Source organism: Bifidobacterium adolescentis ATCC 15703, from assembly GCF_000010425.1.
GTDB lineage: Bacteria > Actinomycetota > Actinomycetes > Actinomycetales > Bifidobacteriaceae > Bifidobacterium > Bifidobacterium adolescentis.
Map to the genome: position 1 here is coordinate 1,078,025 of NC_008618.1, position 24,653 is coordinate 1,102,677.

Genomic DNA, 24,653 nt, shown 5'->3' on the forward strand with positions numbered 1-24,653 from the left:
CGAAACGGCTCCTGTGGTCGGAGAACGCGGGTTATCCACATTCCTGGCGTGTCGCCATGGTGCGGAAGAACCCGCGTCCTCTTATGCGGGCCGTCTCGTCAGAAGATCATTCCGCGGGAACGATGGAGACGATCTTCGGAGCCTTGACGATGACCTTGCGTGGCTCCTTGCCGCCCAGTCGGTCGGCGACGGCTTCGAGCGCCATCTTCTCCAGCTCCTTCGGATCGATGTCCGGGGAGACCTCGAGCTTGGCGCGCACCTTGCCCTTGATCTGCACGACCGCGGTGACGGAATCCTGTCCGACGTAACGTTCGTCGGCCTTCGGCCAGTCGGCGTGCGCCAGGGATTCGGTGTGGCCGAGCTTGCTCCACAGTTCCTCGCAGATGTGCGGGGCGATCGGAGAGAGCATCAGGATCAGCGGTTCGACGGCGGCGCGCGGCACGGCGTCGAGGCTGGTCAGATGGTTGTTGAGCACGATGAGCTTGGCGATGGCCGTGTTCGGACGCATGGCCTCCATCTCGACGGTCACGTCGGCGATCGTGTTGTTAAGCAGCTTCAGCGTCTTCGTGTCAAGCTCGCCGTCGGTGACGCGCACCTCGCCGGTGGTCTCGTCGATGACGTTACGCCACAGGCGCTGCAGGAAACGCATGGAGCCGACCACGTTGCGGGTGTTCCATGGACGGGATTCGGCCAGCGGGCCCATGCCCATCTCGTACAGGCGGAAGGTGTCCGCGCCGTAGTTCTCATACATGTCGTCAGGCGTGATGATGTTCTTCAGGCTCTTGCCCATCTTGCCGAACTCGCGGTTGGCATGCTGGCCGTTCCATGTGAACGTCGGCTCGCCGTTGGCGTCGGCGGGACCTTCCACCACTTCGGCGGCCGGCACGTACTGGCCGCGGTCGTCGGTGTAGGCGTATGCCTGGATCATGCCCTGGTTGAACAGCTTGTGGAACGGTTCCATGGAGTCGACGTAGCCGAGGTCGAACAGCACCTTGTGCCAGAAGCGGGAGTACAGCAGGTGCAGCACGGCGTGTTCGACGCCGCCGATGTACAAGTCCACGCCGCCGGACTTGCCGGCGGTCTTGTTGTGGTCCGGACCCATCCAGTAGTCGAACTCGTCCTTCTCCACCATGTGCTTGGTGTCGGTCGGGTCGAGGTAACGCATGTAGTACCAGCAGGAGCCGGCCCAGTTCGGCATGGTGTTGGTGTCGCGGTAGTAGGTCTTCTTGCCGTCGCCCAGGTCGAGCTCGACCTTGACCCAGTCCTCGTTGCGGCTCAGCGGAGCCTCCGGGTCGGATTCGGCGTCCTCCGGGTCGAAGGTCTTCGGACTGTAGTCCGGCACGTCCGGCAGGTTGATCGGCAGCTGCTCGTCGGGAAGCAGGTGCGGAGTGCCGTCCTCGCCGTAGACGATCGGGAACGGCTCGCCCCAGTAGCGCTGGCGGCTGAACAGCCAGTCGCGTAGACGGTAGCTGACGGTGCCCTTGCCGACGCCGGCGGATTCGAGCCAGGCGTTGACCTTGTCGATGGCCTCGTCCACGCGCAGGCCGTCGAGGCTTAGGGAATCGCCCTTGGCCTTGGTCGCGTCGATGGAGGAGTTGATGACGATGCCGTCATGGGAGACGAACGGCGCCTTGCCCTCATAGTTGGCGAGGTCGTCGCCGGATTCCGGCAGCGGCTTGACGGTGTAGATGACCGGCAGGCCGAACTTGACGGCGAAATCGTAATCGCGCTGATCGCCGCCCGGCACTGCCATGATCGCGCCGGTGCCGTAGTCCATGAGCACATAGTCGGCGGTGAACAGCGGCAGCTTAGCGCCGGTGATCGGGTTGATGGCGTACAGGCCGGTGAACAGGCCGGTCTTCTCGCCCGCCTCGTCCACGCGGTCCTTGGCGGTCTTGGCTTCGGCGGCCAGACGGTACGCCTTCACGGCCTCGACCGGGGTGGCGTAGCCGCCCTTCCAATCCTCGGGGGTTTCCGCCGGCCATTCGGCAGGCACGTCCTCAAGCAGGTGGTGTTCCGGGGAGACGACTGCGAAGGTGGTGCCGAAGAGGGTGTCGGGACGGGTGGTGTAGATCTCCATGTCCTTGACGCCGTTCGGGGTCTCGACGTCGAAATGCACGGAAGCGCCGTGGGATTCGCCGATCCAGTTGCGCTGCATGAGCTTGACCTTCTCAGGCCAGTCGATGGTGTCGAGGTCTTCGATCAGACGGTGGCCGTATGCGGTGATGCGCATGGACCACTGACGCAGTTCGCGCTGGAACACCGGGAAGTTGCCGCGTTCGGACTTGCCTTCGGCGGTGACCTCCTCGTTGGCGAGCACGGTGCCCAGGCCTGGGCACCAGTTGACCGGGGACTTGGAAATGTAGGCCAGACGGAAGTCGTTGAGCACGTCGGCCTGCTCGGCTTCGCTCAGGTCGGCCCAGGCCTTGCCTTCGAAGCCCGGGATGGCGCGCTTGCCGGATTCGAACTGTTCGACGAGCGTGCTGATCGGGCGGGCGCAGCCCCTGGAGCCGGACGGGTTGGTGGCGTCCTCGTCGTACCAGGCGTCGTAGATGCGGGAGAAGATCCACTGGGTCCAACGCACGTAGCCGGGGTCGATGGTGGCGAAGGAACGACGGTTGTCGAAGCTCAGGCCCATGCGGTGCAGCTGGCGGCGCATGTTGGCGATGTTCTGTTCGGTGGTGATGCGCGGATGCTGGCCGGTCTGCACGGCATACTGCTCGGCCGGCAGGCCGAAGGCGTCGTAGCCCATGGCGTGCAGCACGTTCTCACCCTTCATGCGGTGGTAGCGGCTGACCACGTCGGTGGCGAGGTAGCCCAGCGGGTGGCCGACGTGCAGGCCCTTGCCGGACGGGTACGGGAACATGTCCATCGCGAAGTAGGACGGGCGGCCTTCTGCGTTATGGCCCTTGCCGTCCTTCAGGTCGCCGTTGACGTTGGCGGCCCAGAAGGTGCCTTCGTCATCCCAGATCTTCTGCCATTTCTCTTCGATGCCCTGCGCCAGCTTCGCGTTGTAGCGGAACGACGGTTCGGCGGATTCGTTCGGTTGCGCCTGCGCGCTTTTCTCAGTGTCACTCATAGTGCATGAAATTAGCCGCGCAACTGGACACTTCGCAAGGAATCAACCACTATTCAGGCACGTGCGCCGCCGTTATTTTTCCGATGCCGCGGACGCGCCGGAGGACGGGGCCTTGGCCGTTGCCTTCGGCGGATTCATGGACGCGTCGGGCGTGTATCCGATCGACTTGCCCATGTCGGCCGCGGCCTTCTGCCACGAGCCGTCCTTGACCATGGCGCGCAATGCGGCGTCGATTTGCCCGACCAGCTCGTCCTGTCCTGATTTGACGGCGATGCCGTAGGACCAGGTGGTGTCGGGAACGTCGACGATCTTCAGATGGTCGCCTGTGTTGTTCGACGCCAGTCCGGCCGAGATCGCGTCGTCGGCGGCGACGGCGTCGGCCTCGCCGATCATCAGCGCCGTCATGCATTGCGGATACGTGTCGCGTTCCGCCACCGTCGTGCGGGTGTTTTTCGTGCGGTTGCGGATGTTGTCGTCCGCCGCGCTTCCAGCGACCGCGCATACGGTTTTATCGGACAGGCTGTCGGTCCCGGTGATTTCGGATGCGCTGTCGGAGCGGACGAGCAGCGCCTCCCGGACCGTCAGATATGGTCCGGCGACGTCGGCCTCACCATCGTGGGTCCCGTCCATGGAGAAGGAATCCACGACCATGTCCACCGTGCCGTCGGTGAGCGCGGAGGCTCGCATGGCCGGGGACAGCTGTTTGAACACGATCTGCTTTTCCGCGTATCCGAGGGTTTTCGCCACGTATTTGGCCACGTCGATGTCGAAACCGGAGTATTCGCCTCCATGCAGGTATCCAAGCCCCGGCTGGTCGGCGGCCACTCCTATCGCGATTGTCGGCCCCTGCGCCGCGCCTTCGGTCACCACGGAAACCGATGTGCCGCACGCGCCGGCGCCGGCCGCAAGTAATGCCGCGCATGCCGCCGCGGCCACGTATCGCGCTTTTCCCATCATGGACGTCACTTGAACATGCGCGACCGGGTGAGGAACCAGGTGACGATCGCCGAAAGGACCAGTGAGATGCCGATGATCACCGCGAAGCCCCATGGCTTGTCCGTGAGGGGCATGCCGAGCATGCCTTCCTGGAAGTTCATGCCGTACATGGAGAAGATCAGGGTCGGAATCGACAGGGTGATGGAGATGATGGTGAAGATGCGCATCACGTTGTTCAGGTTGTTCGACACGATCGATGCGAACGCGTCGGTCATGTTGGCGAGAACGCCGCTGTAGATGTTGGCCATCTCGATTGCCTGCTTGTTTTCCGTGATGACGTCGTCGAGCAGGTCCTCATCCTCCGGATACTGCTTGAGCCTCGGCAGCGTGGTCAGCTTCTCCATGACGATTTCGTTCGATTTGAGGGATGTGGTGAAGTAGACCAATGTCTTGCTCAGTTCCAGCAGCATGAGGATCTCTCGGTTCTGCATGGAGTGGCGCAGCTTCAGTTCGAGCTTGTCGCTTTCGCGGTCGATGATGCGCAGGTAACGCAGGTACATGGTGGCGTTGCGGTACAGGATCTGCAGGATGAACCGGGTCTTCATGTATGTGTTGAAGCCGCGGATGGTGCCTTCCATGAACGGGTGCAGCACGGGCGTGTCCTGCATGCAGACGGTGATGATGGCGGACTGGGTGATGATGATCGACAACGGGATGGTCTCGTACCAGTCGCGGCCGCCGCGTTCCTCCACGGTAGGAATGTCCACGATGATCATCGTGTAGTCGTCCTCGACGTCGACGCGCGAGCGTTCCTCGTCATCCAGAGGGGCGCGCAGGTCGGCCAGGTCGATGCCGGTTTCCATGGACACGTTGGCGAGCTCCACGTCGGTGGGCGCCGAGAGACATAACCAGGAGCCGTTCTCCGGTTTTTGGATTTGCTCCACCTGGCCGTTAATCGTTCTGAACATTCTCAACATGTCTCTCACCCGCCTTTCGCGCTTTCCAACGTTCTATCGCTGTACGGAAGCCCGATCCGCATGCGGAACGATCGCCGGATTCCCGGCTCGCCGCATGGTCGGGCAAACAACCTCATTAAGGATAGTCCCACCGTGAGAATTTGCCGTACGGACGGCGGTGATTCCATCAAGAGTTCACTTTGGATGATGTTTTCGGCGCCGTGTATTGGATGCTTATTGGATGATCGGCTTCCACAGCGGCATGCCGGGCGCGCGCAACGATTCGGGACCGTTCTCCCAGTCGGCGAATGATGCGATGGCGGGGCCTTGGTTGAATTCCTCAAGCTTCCAAGTGGGACGGTCCGCGTTCCTGGGGTCGGTGTGCGGGGTCATGCGCGTCCAGAAGGCGTTGCGCATCGCGCCGACGTTGTTGAGATCGTCGGGGTCCATGTCGAGCAGCACCGCCACGGTGGCCACGATCCATGAGCCGTGGCCGACGAGAAGCAATGTGGTAGGCATTGTCTCGTCATGGTGTTTGGCGACGATGTCGCGCACGGCTTCCGCGCCGCGTCGGCCCGTATGGATGCGGCTTTCCACGCCATGCTTGGTTTCGCCTCCCGTGTGGGCGCGCCAGGAATGGTAGTCGTCGGCGTAATGCTCGCAGATCTCCTCGCGGGTCATGCCCTCCCATTCGCCGAAGCTGCGTTCGCGCAGACGCGGGTCGAGTTCCACGTCCAGCCCCATGAGGTCGGCGAAGGCGTGCGCGGTCTGCTGCGCGCGGAACAGATCCGATGAGACGACGAGCATGCGGCGGGCCGTGGCGGGCGCGTTGTTGATTTCGCTGATGTCTGCGAGATGCGCGCCTTCATACGTGGGTTGCGCGAGCTGGTCGTTATGTTCGGCGAGATGCGCGACTTTCGCCCAATAGTAGGTTTTGGCGAGTTCGTACGCGCTTTGGTCCGCCTGCCACCGTCCGACGATGTCGAGGGGAATGTCGATTTGTCCTTGCAGCCGTCTGGCGAGATTGTATGCGGTGCGTCCGTGGCGCAGGAACAGTACTTCGTCGATCATGGTTCTCGCTTTCTTGGTTTTCGCATCCGATCAGCGGATTGCCCGGAAGCCGACGGGAAACGGTAAAGAAAAAGGCTTCCGAATCTCTCCGGAAGCCTTCCAATCGTGGAGCTAAGGGGATTCGAACCCCTGACCCTCTCCATGCCATGGAGATGCGCTACCAGCTGCGCCATAGCCCCAATATCTGCTCTGCAAACCTTGTATAAGATACAACACAGAGCAGAATCATGCAATTCGCGGCGTGTCGGGCACGTGGTCGAGGAAAGCCCCGGACACATGCCTCATAGGCTATTTCGAAGTGTCCGTCCCATTGCCTGACGTGCCGGATGACGTGCCATTGGGATTCGAACCGTTCGGCGTCGGATTCTGGTTCGTGGATGCCGAACCATTCGGCGTGGTGGTCGTCCCCGTACCCGACTGTCCCGAATTGTTGGTGCCTGACGTCGATCCGTCGGATGGCGTAGTGGAGTCCGTGGACGAATCCGTCTTGTTCGAATCGTCTCCGGTGTCGGTGGACGAGTCCGAGCCGTCGGTGGACGTTCCGGTGCCGCCGGTTGTGGAATCCGTCTTCTTCCCGGTGTCCTTGCCGTTGTTCCTGTCGGAGTTCGTGGTGGAATCCTTATCGGTGTCCGTCGTGCCGGACTGGTTCTGCATATTGTCCTGCGTGCCGTTGTTTCCGCTGCCGTAGGTGGAATCGCCGGCATTGTCATCCGACGGCGTCTGCTTGCTGTTGACCATGTCACGCACCACGGTATCGGTTCCATGTCCGCCCGTGAACGCGAGGATCAGTCCGGCGCTCACGGCCACGCCGATAAGCGCGCTGACGATCGCGATGACGATCGGCGCACGCTTGCCATGCAGCCAAGCGTCAAACGACGCCCGGCGTCCAGCATGCTGGATACTTCCGCCGGCATTGTCCGGAAGCATGTTCGATTCGCGTCCTCCGGCCTGCGTGGAGGAAATGACACGGCCTGACGTTGCGGGCATCGCCGCGGTCGTATCCCCGTCCACGGACGTCATGACCGTGGTCTCATCGGATTCCTCCGCGGACAGCGTCTTGGTCTGCTCGCCCTCGGATTCGGCGGGAGCGATCACCGTGGTGGCGTCATCGCCGCTCTTGCCGGCACCGTCCGTACCGTCCTTGTCGTTGGTCACGAACGGTACGGCGTTTTGCAGCTTCTCCCCCGACGCCTTGAGCACGTTCTTGTACACCTGCGTCGCAACGGCCGAGACGATGGAACCGGCGGCGACGCCAATCACCGATCCCGCGATGCCGATTTTTGCGGACAGCAGGAACGAGGTCACCGCGGCAAGCGCGCCCGCGAAAATCGATGAAAACGATATGCCCTTGAAAAAATTCTTCACAGAGCATGACGGTAGCCGATTACGCTTTGAAAAAACTTGCGATTCTGTGAAAAGCTTGGAAAAAACTTGGGAACGGGACGCGCGTCATCCCCCGTTTTCGTCGGCGGCTATAGCTGCGGATGCTCCCACTGCTCGGTGTCGGCGATCGCCGGACCATGGTTGTAGTCGACCAGACGCCACCGCAGCGCGCCCTGTAGTTCCAACGGCGCCAGCCGCACCCAATGCGCGTTGCGCATCGACAGAATGTCGGCGAAATCGCCATGCACTTCGCTCAATCCCAGCAGCGTCTGCAACGTCTGCGAGATCCAGGCACCATGCGAGAACACGTACAGGTCGGTATCGGAGCCGGCCTTCGACGCCCAATCGTTCAACGCCTCGACGCCACGCCTGCCGACGTTCTGCTTCGGTTCTGCGCCATACTTGAGCTCGCCGCCGCGGAACTGGGCCCATGACAGATAATCCTCGGGGAACCGTTTGGCGAGCTCTTCGACGGCGATGCCTTCCCAATCGCCGAAGCTGCGTTCTCGCACACGGACGTCGGGATGCACGTCGAGTCCGAGCGGGTCGGCGAACGCGTGGGCGGTGGCGGCCGCGCGTTTGAGATCGGAGCAGACGACCAGCTGGCATGCCGCTTCGGGATGACGGTCCACGTACAGTTCACGCAATGCGGACGCGGTCTGGCGAACCTGCCACATACCCACTTCGTCGAGCGGAATGTCGATCTGTCCCTGCAGCCTGTGCTGCGCGTTGTATGCGGTGCGTCCGTGGCGCACCAGTGTGATGGAACGCACGTGTGGCGTCATGGTCTCATCATGGTCGAGTTCGACGTTTCTGGGCATGCCTCTCCCCTATCTGCCGGTTGTCTTTCCGATTTATTGCCTGTCTGCCGTCGTATTCGGATTGCTGGGACGGCGCATACCAAAACGTGCCTTCCGCAGGATTTTCGGGAAGGCACGTTTCGATGATGGATGAAAAATCACGCTTCGCTGGAAGCCGTCGGCTCCTGCTCGCCCTCGGCGTGTTCGAGCTGCAGATCGATGCTCGGGCAGTCCTTCCACAACCGTTCGAGACGGTAGTATTCGCGGGATTCCTGGTGCATGACGTGGATGACGAAATCACCGTAGTCGAGCAGCACCCACTGGCCTTCGGTCAGGCCTTCGCGGGAGCGCGGCTGGCGTTTGCCGGCCTTGAGGTACAGGTCCTTCTCGATTTCCTCGGCGACGGCGAGCACCTGGCGTTCGTTCGAGGCGCTGGCGATGAGCATCGCGTCGGTGATGGCCAATGGTTCGGTAACGTCGAACGCCACGATGTCGGTGGCCTTCATGCGGTCGGCCGCGGCTGCGGCGATGCGGATGGCGTCGATGGAATCTTGCAATGCAGGCATGTTCAGCGCTCCCATTCGGGCTTCCAGCCCTCTACTACGTGTTGCGTGTTTTCGGAATAGACCATGGAGTCGGACGGGACGTCGTGGCGGACCACGGAGCCGGCTCCGGTGGTGACGCCGTCGCCGACGGTGACGGGGGCGACGAACAGGTTGCCCGCGCCGACGTGCACGTTCGATCCGATGGTGGTGTGGTGCTTGTGCACGCCGTCATAGTTGGCGGTGATGGTGCCGCCGCCGATGTTGGTGTGCTCGCCCAGGTCGGCGTCGCCGACATAGCTCAGGTGCGGCACCTTCGTGCCGTTGCCGATGTGCGCCTTCTTCATTTCCACGAACGCGCCGGCCTTGCTTCCCTCGCCGAGCTCGTTGCCCGGACGCAGATACGTCCACGGGCCGATGTTGGCCGCGCGGCCGATGTGCGTCTCCTGCACGCGGGAGCGTTCCACATGCGCTTCGGCGTCGATGGTGGCGCCGATCAGCGTGGTGTACGGGCCGACTTCGGCGGCTTCGCCGATCACCGTATGGCCTTGGAGGAAGCAGCCGGGCAGGATCACCGCGTCGCGTGCGATCTGCACGTCGTCCTCGATCCACGTGGTGTCCGGGTCGAGGATGGTGACGCCTTCGCGCATCCAATGCTCGCACACGCGCTTGTTGTGCGCCTTGGCGAGCGCGGCGAGCTGCACGCGGTCGTTGACGCCTTCCACGCTTAGCGGGTCGGGGGCGGCGAAAGCGCCGACGGCTCCATTGGCTTTGGCGGCTTCGAGCGCGTCGGTCAGGTAGAATTCGCCCTGCGCGTTGTTGGATTTGAGGTTGGCGATGGCTTCGGCGAGCAGTTTGGCGTCGAACACGTATACGGAGGTGTTCACTTCGCGTACGGCGAGTTCGCTGCTGTTGGCGTCCTTTTGTTCGACGATGCGCAGCACGTTGCCTTCGCTGTCGCGGATGATGCGGCCGTAGCCGGTCGGATCGTCGAGGATGGTGGTGAGCACGGTCGCGCCGTTGCCGCTTTTCTCGTGGAAGGCGAGCAGCTGGTCGAGCGTGTCGGTGTCGAGCAGCGGCATGTCGGATGCGGCGATCAGCACGGCGCCGTCCAGATCGTCCTTCTGCGTGAGCTGCGCCATCGCGCATTGCACGGCGCGGCCGGTTCCGGGGATGTCGTCCTGTTCGACGATGGTGACGTGCTCGTTGTAGGAGCGTGCGGCTTCGGCGACGCGTTCGGCCTGGTAGTGGACCACCACGGCGAGCGTATCGGGGTCAAGGGCCGCCACGGAGTCCATGACACGGTTCAGGAACGTTTTGCCGGCCAAGGTGTGCAGCACCTTCGGTTTGTTGGAACGCATGCGGGTGCCTTCGCCCGCGGCAAGGATGATTGCGGCGCTCAGTGCCATCTTTCGCCTTCCGTTTTGCTGGTTTTCGCGGGAAACGTCCATTCCAGACGGATTAGTGGAGGACGCTTCGGATTTCAACGCAACCGTGATTGTATAAATAGGGTTCGGACAATGCCGCAGCCGTCGGAAACGCCTTACGACGCCTGCGAAACGGAGCGTGCGACGCATCCGTACGCTTCGACGAGTCCGGGCAGGTCGGCTTTGGCGTTCGCCGGACTGGTGGATGGCAGCTGCGTCATCGGCATGCCGTCCAATCCATGCGCCCGAAGCAGCGGAACGCAGAGCTTACGGTACAGTTGCGCGGCTTTCGCGCCAGTGGTGAAGACATGGGCGATTTTCGATCGCATGATTATCGGGGAAAGATCATTGGGCACCGCATTACGGATACTGGCATCGCTCGCTCCATCGATGTCGCACGACTCAATCACATCCCATAACGCCATATGGTGACGCAAAGCGAAATCCCTACGCAACCCCACAATCTGGTCCGGGTCCCGGCACTCGCGCAGACAACCGTCATCATGGAAAACAGCCGCCATGACCGGCCAGAAACGATTGCGCGGATGACCATAATAAAACCGCATCTCACGCGACTTCGGACTTGGCACGGAACCCAACACCAACACGCGCGATCCGGCATCCCAAACCGGACCGAATCCATGTTCCACACGCATGGGCCACTCTCCTACCACCGCATCGAATACCGCGATGCGCCTTATTGTATTGCGCAATGTTGCGGCACGACAAACGGACGTGTATGTTGATTGCGGATACGACATGAGCAGCATATTCAAAGGAGAAAACATGCTCGAACCGACCACCGTCTATACGCCATCGCCAAACCGATACGACAGCATGACCTACAACCATGCCGGCGAAAGCGGCCTCAAACTGCCGGCCATATCCCTCGGCTTCTGGCACAACTTCGGCGACACCACCCCATACGACACCATGCGCCGCATCGTGTTCACCGCATTCGACAACGGCATCACCCACTTCGACCTGGCCAACAACTACGGCCCCGAACCCGGATCGGCCGAAAAAAACTGCGGACGACTCCTGCACGAATACTTCCACCACCACCGCGACGAACTCATCATCAGCACCAAAGCCGGCTACGAAATGTGGACCGGCCCCTACGGCGACCTCGGCAGCCGCAAATACCTGCTCGCCTCACTCGACCAAAGCCTCAAACGCCTCAACCTCGACTACGTGGACATCTTCTACCACCACCACATGGATCCATCCACACCACTCGAAGAGACCATGGGCGCGCTCGCCACGGCCGTGAACAGCGGCAAGGCGCTGTATGTGGGCCTGTCCAATTATGATGGCCCCACACTCGAGAAGGCCACCGCCATTTTGGATGAGATGCATGTGCCGTTCATCATCAACCAGAACCGTTACAACATCTTCGACCGCACCGTGGAACGCAATGGGCTCAAGGAGACCGCGCACCGTCTTGGCAAGGGACTCATCACTTTCTCCCCGCTCGCCCAGGGACTGTTGACCAACCGGTATCTGAACGGCGTTCCGGCGGACAGCAGAATCGCACATGACGGACGATTCCTGCAGCAGAGCGCGTTGACGCCGGAACGGCTTCAGCAGATTCGCGACCTGAACGATCTGGCCGCCGAGCGTGGACAGACGCTCGCCGAAATGTCGCTGGCTTGGCTGCTGCACGACGGCATGGTGGCTTCGGTGCTGGTCGGAGCGTCCCGTCCACAGCAGCTGATCGACAACATCGGTGCGCTTAGAAACACTTCGTTCAGCGACGAGGAGCTCCGGCGTATCGACAAGATTTCACTGTAGCCGGGCCGCCCCCGCGCGGCAGCCGCGCACGAGGAAGCCGGGCTCCGGACGGAACCGCAACAAATGAGCCGGGCGCGTACGACATCGATCGTACGCGCCCGGCTCATGGCTTATGCGGTCGTGGATCGCAGGCTCACTCCTGCGGGTAGGAGTCGTCGAAGAAGCGGCGCTCCAGATGCACGATGGTGCGGAACACTTCGGCTTCCGGACCATCGATGGAGCAGTATTCGTTGACCAGGGAGATGAGGTCGCCGACCCACTTGCGGAAGTGCGCGCCTTCATGCAGGTCGACCCAGCCCTTGTGCGCCGGCACCTGCTGGATGACGTCGGCGTCGACGGTGCGCTTGGCCCATGCGAGGTACAGCCATTCCATGCAGCAGATCGCGGTGATCAGTTCCGGCCAGCTCTTGTCGGACAGGCTGTCGAGGTATGCGCCGTACTCCTTGTTGGCCGGGGTCGGTTCGGTCGCGTCGTATTCCTCCTGGCTGACGTGATAGGCCTCGAGGAAGTGCTCGAAGTAGGTGGCCTCGTTGTCGGCGAACCACTGCGATTGCGCCGCGAGCATGTCCTTGGTCTCCTGACGTGGGGCGAGTTTGATGAGACGCGCCATCATGCCGTTGTTATAGAACTTGAAATCCTGGATCAGGTACGCCTTGAGGATGGATTCCGGCAAGGTGTCGTCAAGCAGCTCGCTGACGAAACGCGAGTTGATGGCGTCGTACCAGTCCTCGGTGTTGAGCATGTACATGAGGTCGGCGACGGAGCCGGCTTCCGCGCCCAGCCAGGCGTAGTCTCCACTGGCGGGTTTCGTTGCTTCTGGAACGTGGTTGGTCATGATTTTCTCTTTTCTTGGATACGCCGGCGGACGGCCGGCATGTTTTCTGTGTTTGTTGTTGGATTGTGAGTTGCGTGGTTCAGGCCACGACGTCGGCCTTGCCTGATTCGAAGCGGTCGAGCACACCGGTTTTGGCGAGCGCCTTCTGTACGAACCACATGAGCGCTCCGCCGAATACGGCTCCGGAGATGACGCAGCAGACGGTGAACACAACGCCTTGCAGTGTCGACCAGCCGGCGGTGACGACCCACTCGTACAGGCCATTGGATAGGCCGGTCAACGCGCCGGCCAGGGTCACGGTGAGCAGGTTCCACTTGCGGTATGCGAAGACCGCGAAGCCGATTTCGGCGCCGAGTCCTTGGGCCATGCCGATCAGCAGTGCGTGCGTCACGCCGAATGGATTGCCCAGCAGCGTTTCGATGACCGCGGCGATGGTTTCGCCGAAGAAGGCCGCGCCGGGCTTGCGGATGATGATGGCCACGAGCGGGCCGGCGAACAGCCACATGAAATGGAAGAGTCCGCCCAGTCCCGGGGTGAGGCTGTCGAACAGGGCGGTCGGGACGGCGTAGATGAAGTCCCAGGCCCAGAAGATCACGCCGGATGCGACGGCAACAATCGCGGCCACGACGATGTCGACCACACGCCATTTGACGTTGGGTTTGCGAACTGCGGAAGACTGGTTTTCTTCAGTCATAAAGGTATGTGCCTTTCTCTTATGCAAAGGCACGGGAAGTAGAGAGACGTCCGTGCGCCGGCATTATCCGGTATACGTTCATACGGTTGAAGCGGTCGCTTCCTCTCAGCCATAATGGCCCCCGTGTCCGCAAGCGATATTACATGGTTCGGCGCGTTTCCAGGCTGGTATTCCACATGTCGGCCAAAAGTCTCGTGAAATGGAAAAATGGGTTCCGTGTTTTCCCGAAAGTCCTGGGCCTTCGGAAAAACACGGAACCCATCGATATGCGGGAAAGCCGCTGTCGGCTATGCCAGGATCGACGCCGTGTCGGTTACCGTGATCAGCGGTTCGAACAAGCGCATCGTGTTGAGCGCCAGTTCCTGGTTCTCCGGGGTGCTGCCGGCGCAGGCGTCGGCCGGAACGCGCACGGCCACGCCGTTATCGGCCGCGGCGAGCACGGTGGTGAGCACGCAGCAGTCGGTGGCCACGCCGCAGACCGTGATTTTCTTGGCTCCGCCGATCGCGTCGATCAGCTGTTGTCCCCATTTGCCGAATGTGGTGCGGTCCACCACCTGATGGCCTTCGGCGAGGGCGGCGGTCTCGTCGGTCAGGTCGTACATCGGGTCGTCCGGCGGTACCAGGAACTGCGGCCAGTCCTTGAAGTAGTCGACCCAGGCGTCCTTTGGCGGAATCGGCGCGACGTAGCGCGTGTAGACCACGCGGTCGCCGAACGCCTTGGCCAGTTTTGCGAACGCTTCGTTGGTGTCGTAGTAGGTTCCGTCGGCGCAGGCCCAAGCGGACCATTCGCTTTCGGCGAATACTTTCTGACGGTCGATGACGACCAGCCACTCATCTTCAGCGATCATCGTATGTTCCTTCCTGTGCGATCGCGCCGTTCGTCACTTGGCTTCGATGGCATCCGCCGTTTCGGATGCCGGCAGGTCGGCCTCCTGCTTGGCGATGTCTCCACGCTGGAACGCCAACGCGCCGAACAGGCCGACAAGCAGCGCCACGATCACGCCGAGGTTGGCGGATGCCCAGCTGCCGTCCTTGCCGCCGATCAGGAAGAGGAGGTAGCCCTGCCAGGTCAGCCAGTTCGCGGCGGTGTTGACCACGAGGCCCCATACGGCGTGGATACCCCCCAAGAGATGAAAAGCGCGCCATGGCTCGAAGGCACCCTGTTCATCGATATGACCACCAAACGAATCGTCTGGGCCGAAGAAAGCGAAGGCTGCTACCTTCCCCGGCTCATCAACGCCCTGATCGAACTGACATGGCCAGGATGGACCGCAATCTGGTCCCCCGAAGACACACGCGGCACATTACGCGCCACCGGAGCCGACACAGACATCATCTACACCGATCATTCGTTCAAAGACCTCGGCGACTTCGACGCCGCATCGGATATGGCCCCATGGACCATATCCAACGAAACCGACGCATTCTCCTGCACAACAGAAAACAACAAAACAATCACTTGGGGAAACTACATCGACCTCGAAAACATAGCCCTACTCGGCCCCAACAAAATGCATACGCTCGTCAACAAAGTCATCCAAGGCTGCAACGAAGGCAAACCCTGGCAATGGAACCTCCAAACACACAACAAACAACCCGAAAAAGGCATCCACATCGACTACATAAACAAAACAATAAAATGGTGGTCCATCTACGAAGACGACTGGGCCATCAACCCATTCAACGCACTATGGCCCGGATGGACGCTACATTCAAAAGGCGACAACTACGAATGGCACGAAAACATCACCGGATATAAGATGCGCGACTGGAAACAAAACGTCGCACAATGCAAAAACTCACTCACACAAACCATCAAACAAGGCATAAGAACCAACCCCATCGAACGACTGACAGGAGCGCTCGCAAAACAGGGAGTTGACATGCGGATTCGTCCCGCCACGTTCCAATTCGTCCCTTCAAGAATGGAGCAACCGCCGGAACGCATCTTCGCGTATCTGGACCGCTTGGAGTCGGACGAGCCTCTGTCACCGGCGCGTTTCATCAACAGAGATGGCGAAATCATCCCGGCGTGCCAGTAGACGCGCCTCTATGCACGGCCAAATCTAATAAATCCATCACGGTTTTCTTATTTGAACAGGTCAAACAGGCTGAAAGTGGTCTTCCGGTAGACGGTGTTGTACAGCTTGCGCTTGGGATGCAGCCAGCCCATGCCCTTTTTGCCGTATCCTGGAATCAGCGCCTTTTTGACAGCACGCGTCGCGCGACCTTTCGTACGTGCCGACAGGCTCTTTTTTCAACTTGGCTTCCTCATACCGTATTTCATTTCGACCCCATTTCCTTCCTATGCTGTTTCGATTCCGCTATCGACGCGAGCTGTCGCATGTAAAGGCTTTCCGGCGTCTGGTCGTACGCGACCGGCAGAGGATCGACGGACAGCATCGATTCCACCGCGTCACACAGCCGTCGGAAATCCTTCTCCTGCTTTTTCGTGTAGATCGCGCAGTACGGCGACTTGCGGGACTCGGACGCGCTGCCCAGCATCGGCGTATCTCCGTCCAACGTGCGCACGGACAGGCAGAACAGGCCGTTCGCGAAGACCGTCGCCTTGCCGGGTGCCACGTCCACGATGCTGCCGACCGGTATCTCGGTCCGCGCGAACCCGTACATGGACGCGACGATTCCGCCGCGTTCGATGGTGACCACACCATCACACAGCGTGACCGTGTACCCATAGCCCCTCGCGCATATTGGCTCAAATCCGACGCCGGCTCTTACCATTTCCTCCGTCATACCCCCATTATCGCTCGGGCCGACGGGTGAAGTGGTGCATGGCAAGTCAGGCATGACCGTCACGCGTTCTTCGCGTATCTCCATGTCATGCCCCGTCCGTTTAAGGCTGGGATTGCTCATAGGTCGGATGCCGTCCCGCATGCGGATTCCCCTTCGCTTTCGATGTCCACGCTCCCCTGCTTGCTTTCATTGGGGCTTGGATCGAGTAGTGGCTGCCGGCTTTTCCTTCCCGCGTCCTTCAGGACCTTCACCAGCTCCTTGTTGGCGCGTTTCATGTATTTAAGGCTGCGATTGAGTATCTTGAGCATCTTTTTGGGACTGGCCTTCCCGTCGCCGTCCCCGTCCGCCCCACCGTCGCGTATGCCGCGTCTGACCGCTTCGGTTCTTGCCTCGAGTTCGATTATCCGCCTGTTGAGCGCGACGTTGATCCCATACGCGGACGCGAGGTCGCCATACCGTTTGACGAGCACGTCCTTGCAGAACGCGGTCAGTTTCGCGCATTCCTCCAACACGTAGTCGCCATTCGTGGCCATCGCCATCGACGCCGCCGCGGACATTCCCGCGCCGCCGGCCGCGCCCAACACGGCCCCGCCGCCGACGATGAGCATCGTCCCGCCGGCCATTCCCGCGCCACCGGCTATGAGGGAACCACCGCCAAGGAACGCGAGGCTCGCGCTGGTGAGCGCCGCCCCGTACAATCCGGCGGCCTCGAAGCCGAAGGCGGCGGCGAACACCGGTGTTTATGGTCAAATAAACGTGTACGGCGTCACCACCAAATCTGAACGGCATAAGCGTTCATATTGGACACGGACGGCGGACGGAAATGGCATCGGCGGAAGAAAAGCGCCGGTGCCGTACGGTTCCTGATAGATTCCCGAGTGCTAACAACCAACACATGGTCCTCGGGAGGAAAGGAATGACGACACCGGTGCGTATTCAACAGAGTATCAGGCAGCTCGAGACGAAAGGCCTGACGCATACGCAGATAGCTAGGGAACTGGGCGTTTCGCGGACGACCGTGGTCAAGTACGCGACCCGCGATTATTCGCCCGTTCCGCCGACCGGGGGAACTGCGAGCCGTTCCCTGGTCGCGGGCGAGTACGCGCGCAAGGCCGACGAATGGCTCGAGGCCGACCGGCGCATGCCACGCAAACAGCGGCACACCGCCCGGCGCGTACACGAGCGGCTCGTGGAGGAATGCGGCTTCGAGGGCAGTTATTCGTCGGTGCAGCGATGGGTCAAGCGCTGGCGCCAACGCCACCGCGGCGAGGCCGAGGGGTTCAGTGAGCTGGAATGGGCGCCGGGCAGCGCGCAGGTCGATTTCGGCCAGGCCCTGGCCGTGGTCGCCGGCGTGGAACGGACCGTGCATTTCCTGGTGGTCTCGTTCCCGTACTCGAACATGAGATACGTGGCCGCGCTGCCGGGAGAGACCGCGGAATGCGTGTGCCATGGTCTGAACAAGGTGTTCTCCCATGCCGGCATGGTCCCCCGCGTGCTAGTGTTCGACAACGCCACCGGGGTCGGCCACCGCAGGGCCGACGGGACCGTCACCCAGACGAGGCTGTTCTCGCTGTTCTGCGCGCACTACGGCTTCGAGACGAGGTTCTGCAACCCCTATTCCGGCTGGGAGAAGGGAAGCACGGAGAACGCGGTCGGTTTCCTGCGCCGCAACCTGATGGTGCCGACGCCGTCCGCGGAGGGATGGGACCGGCTCACGGACGCGTGGTTGGAACGCTGCGACGAGATCGCGCGCGGCGTCCACTACCGCGAGGACGTGCCGATCCGGGACCTGTTCGAGACGGACCTCGACCACATGCTCCCGCTGCCGCCGTCCATGTTCGACGCGTGCGACTGGCGCGGGGTGAAGGCCGACAGGACCGGAACGGTCACGATCGACTCGAACCGCTACCTCGCGGGCCCGAAATGGCATTCCATGCGTCTCATGGCCGGCGTGCGGGCCCTGCGGGTCGAGCTGCGTTCCATGGACGGCGAGCCGATCGTCACGTTGGAGCGCAGGTGGGGGCGCAGCCCCGACACCGCGATGGACCCGCTGTCGCTGCTCGCCATCATCGCACGCAAGCCGCGTTCGTGGGGCGAGAGTCCCATACGCTCCGACTTCCCGGAGGAGACGCGCGTGCTGCTCGACCGGATGGAGCCGCGCGAACGCGGCCTGCTGGTCGACGACATCCGCCACGCGGCCGTGGTGAGTGGCTTCCGTGCGGCCGTCATGGCCGTCGTCGAGATCGTCGCCGCGGGCAGAAGGCCCGACAGGGCCGCGATCGACCAGACGGCCAGGCGGATCGCGCAGGGCGACGGTCCCGAATCGAGGGCCAGGCTCGACACGTACAGCAGGTTCATGAGGGAGGACGGCGATGAGTGAGTCGACGGACGCCGCGGCGGGCGGACGCAGGGGCGGGCGGACCGTGAGCAAGTCCACCCCGGACGAGGTCATGGAGCTCGCATGCGGGCTGCCGTTGACCAGGAGCGTGCTGCGTTCCGTGGTCGCGGGCGCCACGCCCGGCCAGCTCGGCGTGCTGGCCGACCTGTTCAGGGCCGAGAACGCCAGCCGGACGGAATCCAGGCGCGCCAGGCTGATCAGGAACGCGGGATTCCCGTGCGTCAAGGGCTTCGACGGATACGACTGGGGCATGGCGTCGTTCCCCGCCGACTGGGGGCGCGAGCAGCTCATGGACCTCGGTTTCGTGGACCGGGCCGAGGACCTCGTGCTCTACGGCGACGTGGGATGCGGCAAGACGCACATGGCGATCGCCACGGGCATGCTGGCGTGCGAGAGGGGCATGCCGGTGAGGTTCTTCACCGCGTCGTCGCTGGTGATGCGTTTGCGGCGGGCGAGGGACGAGAACCGGCTCGACGCGGAACTGCGCGCGATAGGCCGCGCCAGGCTGCTGGTCATCGACGAGCTGGGCTACCTGCCGATCGACATCGACGGGGCCAGGCTCCTGTTCCAGGTCGTCGCGGATTCCTACGAGAAGCGGAGCGTGGTGTTCACCACGAACCTGGAGTTCGGACGGTGGGGCGAGGTGTTCGGAGACGGCGACATGGCCGCCGCGGTCATCGACCGCATCGTGCACCACGGAAGGATCGTCAGGTTCCGTGGCGAGTCATACCGCAACAGCCACTCCCTGATGAAATAAACGAAAAGAGCGGAACCAACCCGGCCGCCGGTGACGGTGTCCATTTTGAACGCCGATGGTGTTCAGATTAACTGGTGACGACACGCAGATTTATTTGACGAAAGACATTTGGCAGAAGACGTCGCCGATGTAGTCCGAACGGGCTTTAAGGCTTTTATACTCCTTGTCGTTGTCTCCATGCAGAGGGAAATAGGGTTTGAACATGACAAGCTCCAAAGCCACGAGCCAGAGCCATTCGCCATTGCCGGCCCCGACGGTCCCGTTGATCTCGTCATACAGGGATTTTCCGTCGAGGAAGTACCCGTCCCCTTCAACGCCGATGGTCTGCGTGATCCGCCGCGACCACTCATCAAGCCATTTCCCCTTCCTCTCGGCGTGCCTGTCGTGTTTCTCCCGTTCGATGTCGTACAGGACCTTCTGTCGCATGAGGGAATGGAGCACGCGCGCCTTTTGGGGGTCAAGTTCCAGACAATCAAGGTCCGCCAGCTCGTGTTCGATGGCGTCCCTCTCGCGCTCCGCATCGTCCTTCCACCTTTCCGCCATCACAGCTTTCGCGTCCACGACGCAGGACACCACGAAAGTTGCGATTCCGACGTAGTTGACACGCAGCAGGAACACCCGCGCCTTGTCTTCGCCCGCCATCGCGTGCACGGCGGCGTCGGCGATGTCGACACCCACGAACACGCCGCTGGACACGGTCAGCATGCGGCGCATGGCCGGGGTTCCCCACGGAAGGACATCCTCGGGGGCGATACGTCCGAGATCCCCAACGCCGCCGATGCCGAGGGCGTCGATCTCGCGGGAGAGCCTGCGGCAGAAGTAGAAGGCGCGCGTGACGCACTGGTTGATGACGACGGGCATCGACTGCCTGCCGATCTCGCCCAGGACACCGATCTCCATACGCAGGTCGAACCGGCGTTCCGTGCCTTTGATGATCCTCCCGTCCGCGTCATGCTCCGCCAGGAACGTCCCGTTGAACATTTTGGACAGCCACAGTCTGAAGCCCATGCCGTCGGTTCCGGAATCCCTGAAGAACGGCAGGACGGACAGTTCCTTCATGAACGAGAGCAACGGTCCGGGAATTCCCGTCCCCGCGCCGGCGTTACCGCTCGAACCGGCCATGTCGCTCACCATGTGGAAGAACCATTCGACGGTTCCGAAGACGAGTTTTTCGGGAACGTCCCTGCCCAGATACCGCCTATGGTCCTCGGGAATCCGCACGACGACCAGCCTTCCGGCCGTGTCGGTTCCGATCGACAGTCCGGTGAACTGCGTGAAGATCGACGCGGCCAAACCACCGATGCCGAAATGGTGGGCGAAATCCCTCAAATGGTGCTGCCGTCCCCCTCCGAAATCCGGAGTGTTCCCGTCCGCCGCCAGCGGATGGACCTTCTCGAGGTTTCTTATAGCCTCCTTGAGGGAATCGCCTTTGTATCCCTCGGCACAAGCGATTCCGACGACCAGGCGTTCAACCGTTTTGGAACCCCATTCCCCGGCGCGGTCCAAGGAGAGCTCGCCTACGAACAGGGAATCGACCAGACCGGCGACGACGCCGCTGGCCGCCGCGACGGCATAGTCGACCCTGTCCGCCAGATCCAACCGGGGATCCCATTCGATATGGTCGGACAACCGTTCTGGCGTGTCCTGTTCCGTCTGGTCCGGAAATCCATGCGCAGAACTGGTGCCTCCGGATACGGGCAGGAGCCGTCGCCGGTCCGGGAACACCAAATCGTAACTGACGATCGGCATGTCTTCATCACCATAATCAAACCGCTGTGCCATGCAATAACATCCTCCACGTCGCTGCGTATCAAGCCCAGAGAGAAAGCGTTACTTTCAACGATACTCGCAGAAGACTGAATTGATGGGTTCTAGCAAGCCGACATGAGCACTATCAGGAATTAGTTCGACCTCAACCACACGGAAGTTGACAAAATCTCGTAATTATGTTGGGAACCAAAAAGGAAACTGCCGACGCTTCCAAGCTCATTCGATTCAGGACAAATGCATGACAAAAAACGTTGTGATGGCGATGTCCATTGCTGATTCATCACCATCACAACGATTTCCCTTTATCACTGCAGGGCTTTCACCTCGTCGAGTAGGGTCTGGTAGGTTGTCGCCTGCTCGTAGCGGGCTCCGTCGGCGAGGTCCAGGTCGTTGAACGGGCGCTTCGTGCAGGCGATCTTGCTGTTCTCGATTCCACGCAGGTCGAACGACTCCAAGGTGCCCTTGGTCTCGGCGACGAAGAACAGACGCTTAAGGCCACTGTCGTCGCGGAACGCCACCGCCCAGTCGGGCGCGTAGTTGCCCACGGGGGTCGGTATCTGGAATCCTCGAGGCAGCTTCGCATACACCGCGACCTCCGCGACGCCGGCGAATTCTAGGCCGAATTCGCCGTGCGTGCGCAGGTTATCGTGGATGACGATGCAGCCGAACACGGCATGATCGCCTTGCAGTATTCTTCCCGGTGTGAGACCGGGATGTCTTTCCTCGAGTTCCGTCCAGATGCCGGCTCGGTCTGCAAGGTCGCGCAGTGACTGGCTGTCCTCCGTCAGAAGCGTCACGTTGCAACCTCGCCCGCTTCTGGTGTCGTAGATGTCGGAGAATATCAGGATGTTTCCGCTGTTCTCCATGTAGCCGATGGTTTGTTCTAGATGCCTCGGCACCAGTATGCCCGCCAATCCCACGTTCGGCGATGACAGGATGATCCGCTCGTGTCCCAGCCGTTTTTCCGGAGTTGGACATAGAGGGAAAACGGTGGCACTGTCGTTCAGAAGTAGATTGGCAGCAAAGCTCTGTTTGTTGGCGAGCGCGCATTATATCGCGCACTCGCAATGCCAATTCGCGCACTGTCGCGCATTGGAGAGCGAATCGCGTCGTAATCGCGTCTTCACGAAACAAGCCGCGTCGTAATCGCGTCGTGTTTGCGTCGTAATCGCGTCTTCGGAAAACGCGCAATGCTCTGCGGAGAAGTCCGAAGAGCATTGCTGTTTGCCAACCGCTGCGGCACAATGCCTGATTTGTCAGCGTTCGGTCATTTCGACGAGGTCCAGTTTGAAAATGCCGTTGTCAGGATTGTATTTGTCCACTGTTGCTTTGATGTGGACGTTCTGTCCTTCGCGCACGAAGGCGGGAATGCCGACCGAACCGTCGTGGAAATCGCTCCAAGTGATTCCTTCGAATCTGAAACTTGGTCCATTAACGCTTTCCGTGCTGTAATCACCTGCGTATACCAGCGTATCGTCAAACAGGTAACGTGGATGCTTATCGTTGGGTATAATGCTTGCAATGTTGCCGTCGAATTCAATAGTGCGTCCCTTGTATTTTTCGGCGAATGCGGCAACGGACGAATCGAAAGGATCTTTCACTCCAAGCAGAGCAGCGAATTCCGGATTGTTGGCAGCGGTGATGATGCCGTTGCTGTCGGCCTGCTGCGGTTTTTGCTGTTGTGCAGGTTCCTTTTCCCGGACGGTCAGGGTGACTTCGCCATCCGTCATGGACTGGTTGGCTTCGGTGACGGTCCATTCCTCACCATTCTGTACAGCGGTTTTCACTGTTGCCGTCTGGTCGCTGCCGTCTCCCCCGTCAACCAAGAACTTGTAAGACAGACTCTTCCCATCAAGTTCCGATGTCACCTCTTTCACGGAACGGTTCTTCAGCGAATTCGTGTTGACCTTCTCGAACGAAGGCGTGGACGGCTTGTTGTTATCTGCAGAATCGTCGGAATCGGTCGTATGCGAATATGACGGGGTGGTCGCCGGTTTGTCGTTCTTCGAATCTTCGGATGACAGGCTCATGCAGAATAAGGCAATGAGAAGCAGCACAAACGCGGCCACACAGCCGATAAGGATCGTACGTTTCCGCTTGTCCTCTAATAGGGCCGCAAAGCCATCGGATGCCGTTGCCGTATGCGTTTCAACTTCATGGTGATCGGAATACCCGTCGGACTGTGCTTGTTTCTTATCGGAAGGCCAATGCGGTGTAGATGAAACGGCGCTTTCCGTCATCGCGACGGTTGGTTCGGAATCGGCGTCATTCGGGGTAACGGGAATTGTGACCGTCGAAGCCGGTTCCTCCGTCCGCACTTCCGCCCGTTCTTTTGAAACGATTTCCGCGGCGGGTTCCGGTTCCGACGAAACGTTTTCTTTCGTGGACTCCGGTTCCGTCTTCTCCGGAACGATTCTCGTATCGGTAATCGAATCTGCCTTCTTTTCCGCGATTTCCGTCTGCTTATTCGATTCAGTATCCGAGCCAGCGTTCTTGCGATCGCCAGGGAACGTCATACGCGGCATATCTTCCGGAGGAATCGGCATGGTTCGCTGTGATGGGGAATCGTCGTACAACGGTTTGTTCCAAACCTGTGGCGTATGGGTGGCGTGCCTTTCAGAATCCTGTTCCTGCACCCGCTTCTTTTCCTCATATGCCGAGCGTGCCTCTTCGATTGAGTCTCCGAGATTTTGCGCGGCGCGACTGGCTTCGTTTTTCGCTTTGGACAGTGCTTCTTTCGCCTTGGATTTACCGGTTTCGAGTTTGCCCTCCAAATCGTTATCTTTCGCGAACTTCTCAGCGTTTTTCCTGGCTTTGGAAAGAAGACCACCCAACGTCGTCGGCTGCTGGACTGGATATTGAGGCATTGAATACTGTGGTGCCGGCTGGGCTTGCAACGGCATGGGCGCCGACGATTGCGGCGTTGCCGGATACGGTTGAGACGGCATCGGATATTGCGATTGAACCGGCTGGTTTTGAGGAGGCATGGCAGCAGGGAATTGCGATGCCGGCGGATACTGTTGAGATGCCGGATATTGATTTGGCATAGGCTGCGCATACGGTTGCGCCGTAGGCATGGCCCGTCTGCCGGACGGCCGGTTTTTCAACGTCCAAGCTATACGGTCAAGCAGCAAATCCACGTCGCCTATAGCATATCCGCCCATATACGTAGAGGTGAAGGAGTGCCGCTCGACCTCTTCGGCAGACAACCCATATCCGTTACGTAAAGTGTCGGCGCATTTTCCGAGGAACACGTCCACTTCCGCCACTTTGTATCCTTCCGCGAAATTTACTACCGGAAGTTTGACTGACTGAAGCTCTTCAATAGTAATCGTCCCAGTTGGATAAATCATATCGGCACCCTCGTCTACTCTCTTGGAAACATGCCCTCATGCTACACCTTGACGAAAAAAATAATTCAGTTGAAGTGTCGCGAATGACGCAGCAGCACCCACCA

The 24,653-nt window shown here is 60.7% G+C and carries 22 protein-coding genes, 1 tRNA gene and 1 riboswitch; of the genes, 4 read left to right on the forward strand and 19 right to left on the reverse strand.

The genetic code is table 11. The features are described from left to right. Nucleotides 1–106: 106 nt before the first annotated feature. From leuS to BAD_RS04670, 10 genes are all read right to left on the reverse strand, one after another. Nucleotides 107–3,079, reverse strand: coding sequence for a leucine--tRNA ligase (leuS, locus tag BAD_RS04625; RefSeq protein ID WP_011743229.1), 2,973 nt, complete (start codon nt 3,077–3,079; stop codon nt 107–109). Between the two features lie 72 nt (nt 3,080–3,151). Further along, nucleotides 3,152–4,036, reverse strand: a complete 885-nt coding sequence (locus tag BAD_RS04630) for a transporter substrate-binding domain-containing protein (protein ID WP_011743230.1) — start codon at nt 4,034–4,036, stop codon at nt 3,152–3,154. A gap of 5 nt (nt 4,037–4,041) precedes the next feature. Continuing rightward, nucleotides 4,042–4,992, reverse strand: coding sequence for a magnesium transporter CorA family protein (locus tag BAD_RS04635; RefSeq protein WP_003807032.1), 951 nt, complete (start codon nt 4,990–4,992; stop codon nt 4,042–4,044). 213 nt (nt 4,993–5,205) lie between these two features. After that, nucleotides 5,206–6,042 carry a histidine phosphatase family protein gene (locus tag BAD_RS04640; protein WP_041777312.1) on the reverse strand — a complete coding sequence of 279 codons (837 nt, stop codon included), beginning with the start codon at nt 6,040–6,042 and terminating at the stop codon, nt 5,206–5,208. Between the two features lie 106 nt (nt 6,043–6,148). Then, nucleotides 6,149–6,221, reverse strand: a tRNA-Ala gene (locus BAD_RS04645). A 109-nt stretch (nt 6,222–6,330) separates the two neighbouring features. After that, a complete protein-coding gene (locus tag BAD_RS04650) occupies nt 6,331–7,407 on the reverse strand; it encodes a hypothetical protein (RefSeq protein WP_011743232.1) in 1,077 nt (358 codons plus the stop codon). Nucleotides 7,408–7,514: 107 nt separating this feature from the next. Next, a complete protein-coding gene (locus tag BAD_RS04655) occupies nt 7,515–8,246 on the reverse strand; it encodes a histidine phosphatase family protein (protein ID WP_003807037.1) in 732 nt (243 codons plus the stop codon). A gap of 137 nt (nt 8,247–8,383) precedes the next feature. Next, a complete protein-coding gene (gene rsfS, locus BAD_RS04660; protein WP_011743234.1) occupies nt 8,384–8,791 on the reverse strand; it encodes a ribosome silencing factor in 408 nt (135 codons plus the stop codon). A gap of 2 nt (nt 8,792–8,793) precedes the next feature. After that, nucleotides 8,794–10,176, reverse strand: a complete 1,383-nt coding sequence (gene glmU, locus BAD_RS04665; protein WP_011743235.1) for a bifunctional UDP-N-acetylglucosamine diphosphorylase/glucosamine-1-phosphate N-acetyltransferase GlmU — start codon at nt 10,174–10,176, stop codon at nt 8,794–8,796. Nucleotides 10,177–10,310: 134 nt separating this feature from the next. Further along, on the reverse strand, nt 10,311–10,850 hold the full coding sequence (locus BAD_RS04670) for a DNA-deoxyinosine glycosylase (protein ID WP_011743236.1): 540 nt from the start codon (nt 10,848–10,850) through the stop codon (nt 10,311–10,313). Between the two features lie 130 nt (nt 10,851–10,980). On the opposite strand from BAD_RS04670, the gene BAD_RS04675 reads away from it, so the two are divergent. Further along, complete coding sequence (locus BAD_RS04675) at nt 10,981–11,988, forward strand: aldo/keto reductase (protein WP_011743237.1); 1,008 nt, start codon at nt 10,981–10,983, stop codon at nt 11,986–11,988. 133 nt (nt 11,989–12,121) lie between these two features. Here the strand turns inward: BAD_RS04675 and BAD_RS04680 are convergent, their stop codons facing one another. From BAD_RS04680 to BAD_RS08630, 4 genes are all read right to left on the reverse strand, one after another. After that, nucleotides 12,122–12,823: a TenA family protein gene (locus tag BAD_RS04680; RefSeq protein WP_021913372.1), complete on the reverse strand. Its 702-nt coding sequence runs from the start codon at nt 12,821–12,823 to the stop codon at nt 12,122–12,124. A 79-nt stretch (nt 12,824–12,902) separates the two neighbouring features. Continuing rightward, nucleotides 12,903–13,517: an ECF transporter S component gene (locus BAD_RS04685; RefSeq protein ID WP_041777313.1), complete on the reverse strand. Its 615-nt coding sequence runs from the start codon at nt 13,515–13,517 to the stop codon at nt 12,903–12,905. 31 nt (nt 13,518–13,548) lie between these two features. Beyond that, a riboswitch (TPP riboswitch) is annotated at nt 13,549–13,652 on the reverse strand. Nucleotides 13,653–13,804: 152 nt separating this feature from the next. Continuing rightward, entirely contained in the window at nt 13,805–14,365 is a 561-nt protein-coding gene (locus BAD_RS04690; protein ID WP_041777314.1) for a cysteine hydrolase, read from the reverse strand. 33 nt (nt 14,366–14,398) lie between these two features. Further along, nucleotides 14,399–14,614, reverse strand: coding sequence for a hypothetical protein (locus BAD_RS08630; protein ID WP_050731452.1), 216 nt, complete (start codon nt 14,612–14,614; stop codon nt 14,399–14,401). Nucleotides 14,615–14,629: 15 nt separating this feature from the next. On the opposite strand from BAD_RS08630, the gene BAD_RS04695 reads away from it, so the two are divergent. After that, nucleotides 14,630–15,559 (forward strand): hypothetical protein, encoded by a 930-nt coding sequence (locus tag BAD_RS04695; RefSeq protein WP_143245377.1) that lies wholly within the window; start codon nt 14,630–14,632, stop codon nt 15,557–15,559. A gap of 241 nt (nt 15,560–15,800) precedes the next feature. On the opposite strand, the gene BAD_RS04705 is transcribed toward BAD_RS04695, so the two are convergent. Together BAD_RS04705 and BAD_RS04710 are read right to left on the reverse strand one after the other, a co-directional pair. Further along, a complete protein-coding gene (locus tag BAD_RS04705) occupies nt 15,801–16,271 on the reverse strand; it encodes a hypothetical protein (protein ID WP_143245772.1) in 471 nt (156 codons plus the stop codon). 116 nt (nt 16,272–16,387) lie between these two features. Beyond that, nucleotides 16,388–17,005, reverse strand: coding sequence for a hypothetical protein (locus tag BAD_RS04710; RefSeq protein WP_041777316.1), 618 nt, complete (start codon nt 17,003–17,005; stop codon nt 16,388–16,390). Nucleotides 17,006–17,187: 182 nt separating this feature from the next. Here BAD_RS04710 and istA point away from each other — a divergent pair, with 182 nt between their 5' ends. Both istA and istB read left to right on the forward strand, forming a co-directional pair. After that, the gene (gene istA, locus BAD_RS04715) at nt 17,188–18,651 is read left to right on the forward strand and encodes an IS21-like element ISBad1 family transposase (protein ID WP_011742685.1); all 1,464 of its coding nucleotides are present in this window, start codon (nt 17,188–17,190) and stop codon (nt 18,649–18,651) included. Continuing rightward, nucleotides 18,644–19,426, forward strand: coding sequence for an IS21-like element ISBad1 family helper ATPase IstB (istB, locus tag BAD_RS04720; RefSeq protein ID WP_011742684.1), 783 nt, complete (start codon nt 18,644–18,646; stop codon nt 19,424–19,426). Before istA ends, istB begins: the two co-directional genes overlap by 8 nt. A gap of 90 nt (nt 19,427–19,516) precedes the next feature. On the opposite strand, the gene BAD_RS04725 is transcribed toward istB, so the two are convergent. From BAD_RS04725 to BAD_RS08635, 3 genes are all read right to left on the reverse strand, one after another. Further along, on the reverse strand, nt 19,517–21,208 hold the full coding sequence (locus BAD_RS04725) for a hypothetical protein (RefSeq protein WP_143245379.1): 1,692 nt from the start codon (nt 21,206–21,208) through the stop codon (nt 19,517–19,519). 293 nt (nt 21,209–21,501) lie between these two features. Continuing rightward, the gene (locus BAD_RS09270; protein WP_041777317.1) at nt 21,502–22,062 is read right to left on the reverse strand and encodes a hypothetical protein; all 561 of its coding nucleotides are present in this window, start codon (nt 22,060–22,062) and stop codon (nt 21,502–21,504) included. 390 nt (nt 22,063–22,452) lie between these two features. Continuing rightward, nucleotides 22,453–24,549, reverse strand: coding sequence for a DUF4839 domain-containing protein (locus BAD_RS08635; RefSeq protein ID WP_011743244.1), 2,097 nt, complete (start codon nt 24,547–24,549; stop codon nt 22,453–22,455). Between the last annotated feature and the right edge of the window lie 104 nt (nt 24,550–24,653).

Excerpts from the sequence above, each read along its gene's own strand:
- BAD_RS04680 (WP_021913372.1), bottom strand. The coding sequence starts at position 12,823 with ATGACCAACCACGTTCCAGAAGCAACGAAACCCGCCAGTGGAGACTAC.
- leuS (WP_011743229.1), bottom strand. The coding sequence starts at position 3,079 with ATGAGTGACACTGAGAAAAGCGCGCAGGCGCAACCGAACGAATCCGCC.
- BAD_RS04725 (WP_143245379.1), bottom strand. The coding sequence starts at position 21,208 with ATGGCACAGCGGTTTGATTATGGTGATGAAGACATGCCGATCGTCAGT.
- glmU (WP_011743235.1), bottom strand. The coding sequence starts at position 10,176 with ATGGCACTGAGCGCCGCAATCATCCTTGCCGCGGGCGAAGGCACCCGC.
- BAD_RS04630 (WP_011743230.1), bottom strand. The coding sequence starts at position 4,036 with ATGATGGGAAAAGCGCGATACGTGGCCGCGGCGGCATGCGCGGCATTA.
- BAD_RS04640 (WP_041777312.1), bottom strand. The coding sequence starts at position 6,042 with ATGATCGACGAAGTACTGTTCCTGCGCCACGGACGCACCGCATACAAT.
- BAD_RS04655 (WP_003807037.1), bottom strand. The coding sequence starts at position 8,246 with ATGCCCAGAAACGTCGAACTCGACCATGATGAGACCATGACGCCACAC.
- BAD_RS09270 (WP_041777317.1), bottom strand. The coding sequence starts at position 22,062 with ATGGAGAACAGCGGAAACATCCTGATATTCTCCGACATCTACGACACC.
- BAD_RS04635 (WP_003807032.1), bottom strand. The coding sequence starts at position 4,992 with ATGTTGAGAATGTTCAGAACGATTAACGGCCAGGTGGAGCAAATCCAA.
- BAD_RS08635 (WP_011743244.1), bottom strand. The coding sequence starts at position 24,549 with ATGATTTATCCAACTGGGACGATTACTATTGAAGAGCTTCAGTCAGTC.
- istA (WP_011742685.1), top strand. The coding sequence starts at position 17,188 with ATGACGACACCGGTGCGTATTCAACAGAGTATCAGGCAGCTCGAGACG.
- BAD_RS04670 (WP_011743236.1), bottom strand. The coding sequence starts at position 10,850 with ATGCGTGTGGAACATGGATTCGGTCCGGTTTGGGATGCCGGATCGCGC.
- BAD_RS04685 (WP_041777313.1), bottom strand. The coding sequence starts at position 13,517 with ATGACTGAAGAAAACCAGTCTTCCGCAGTTCGCAAACCCAACGTCAAA.
- BAD_RS04705 (WP_143245772.1), bottom strand. The coding sequence starts at position 16,271 with ATGACGGAGGAAATGGTAAGAGCCGGCGTCGGATTTGAGCCAATATGC.
- istB (WP_011742684.1), top strand. The coding sequence starts at position 18,644 with ATGAGTGAGTCGACGGACGCCGCGGCGGGCGGACGCAGGGGCGGGCGG.
- BAD_RS04675 (WP_011743237.1), top strand. The coding sequence starts at position 10,981 with ATGCTCGAACCGACCACCGTCTATACGCCATCGCCAAACCGATACGAC.
- rsfS (WP_011743234.1), bottom strand. The coding sequence starts at position 8,791 with ATGCCTGCATTGCAAGATTCCATCGACGCCATCCGCATCGCCGCAGCC.
- BAD_RS04690 (WP_041777314.1), bottom strand. The coding sequence starts at position 14,365 with ATGATCGCTGAAGATGAGTGGCTGGTCGTCATCGACCGTCAGAAAGTA.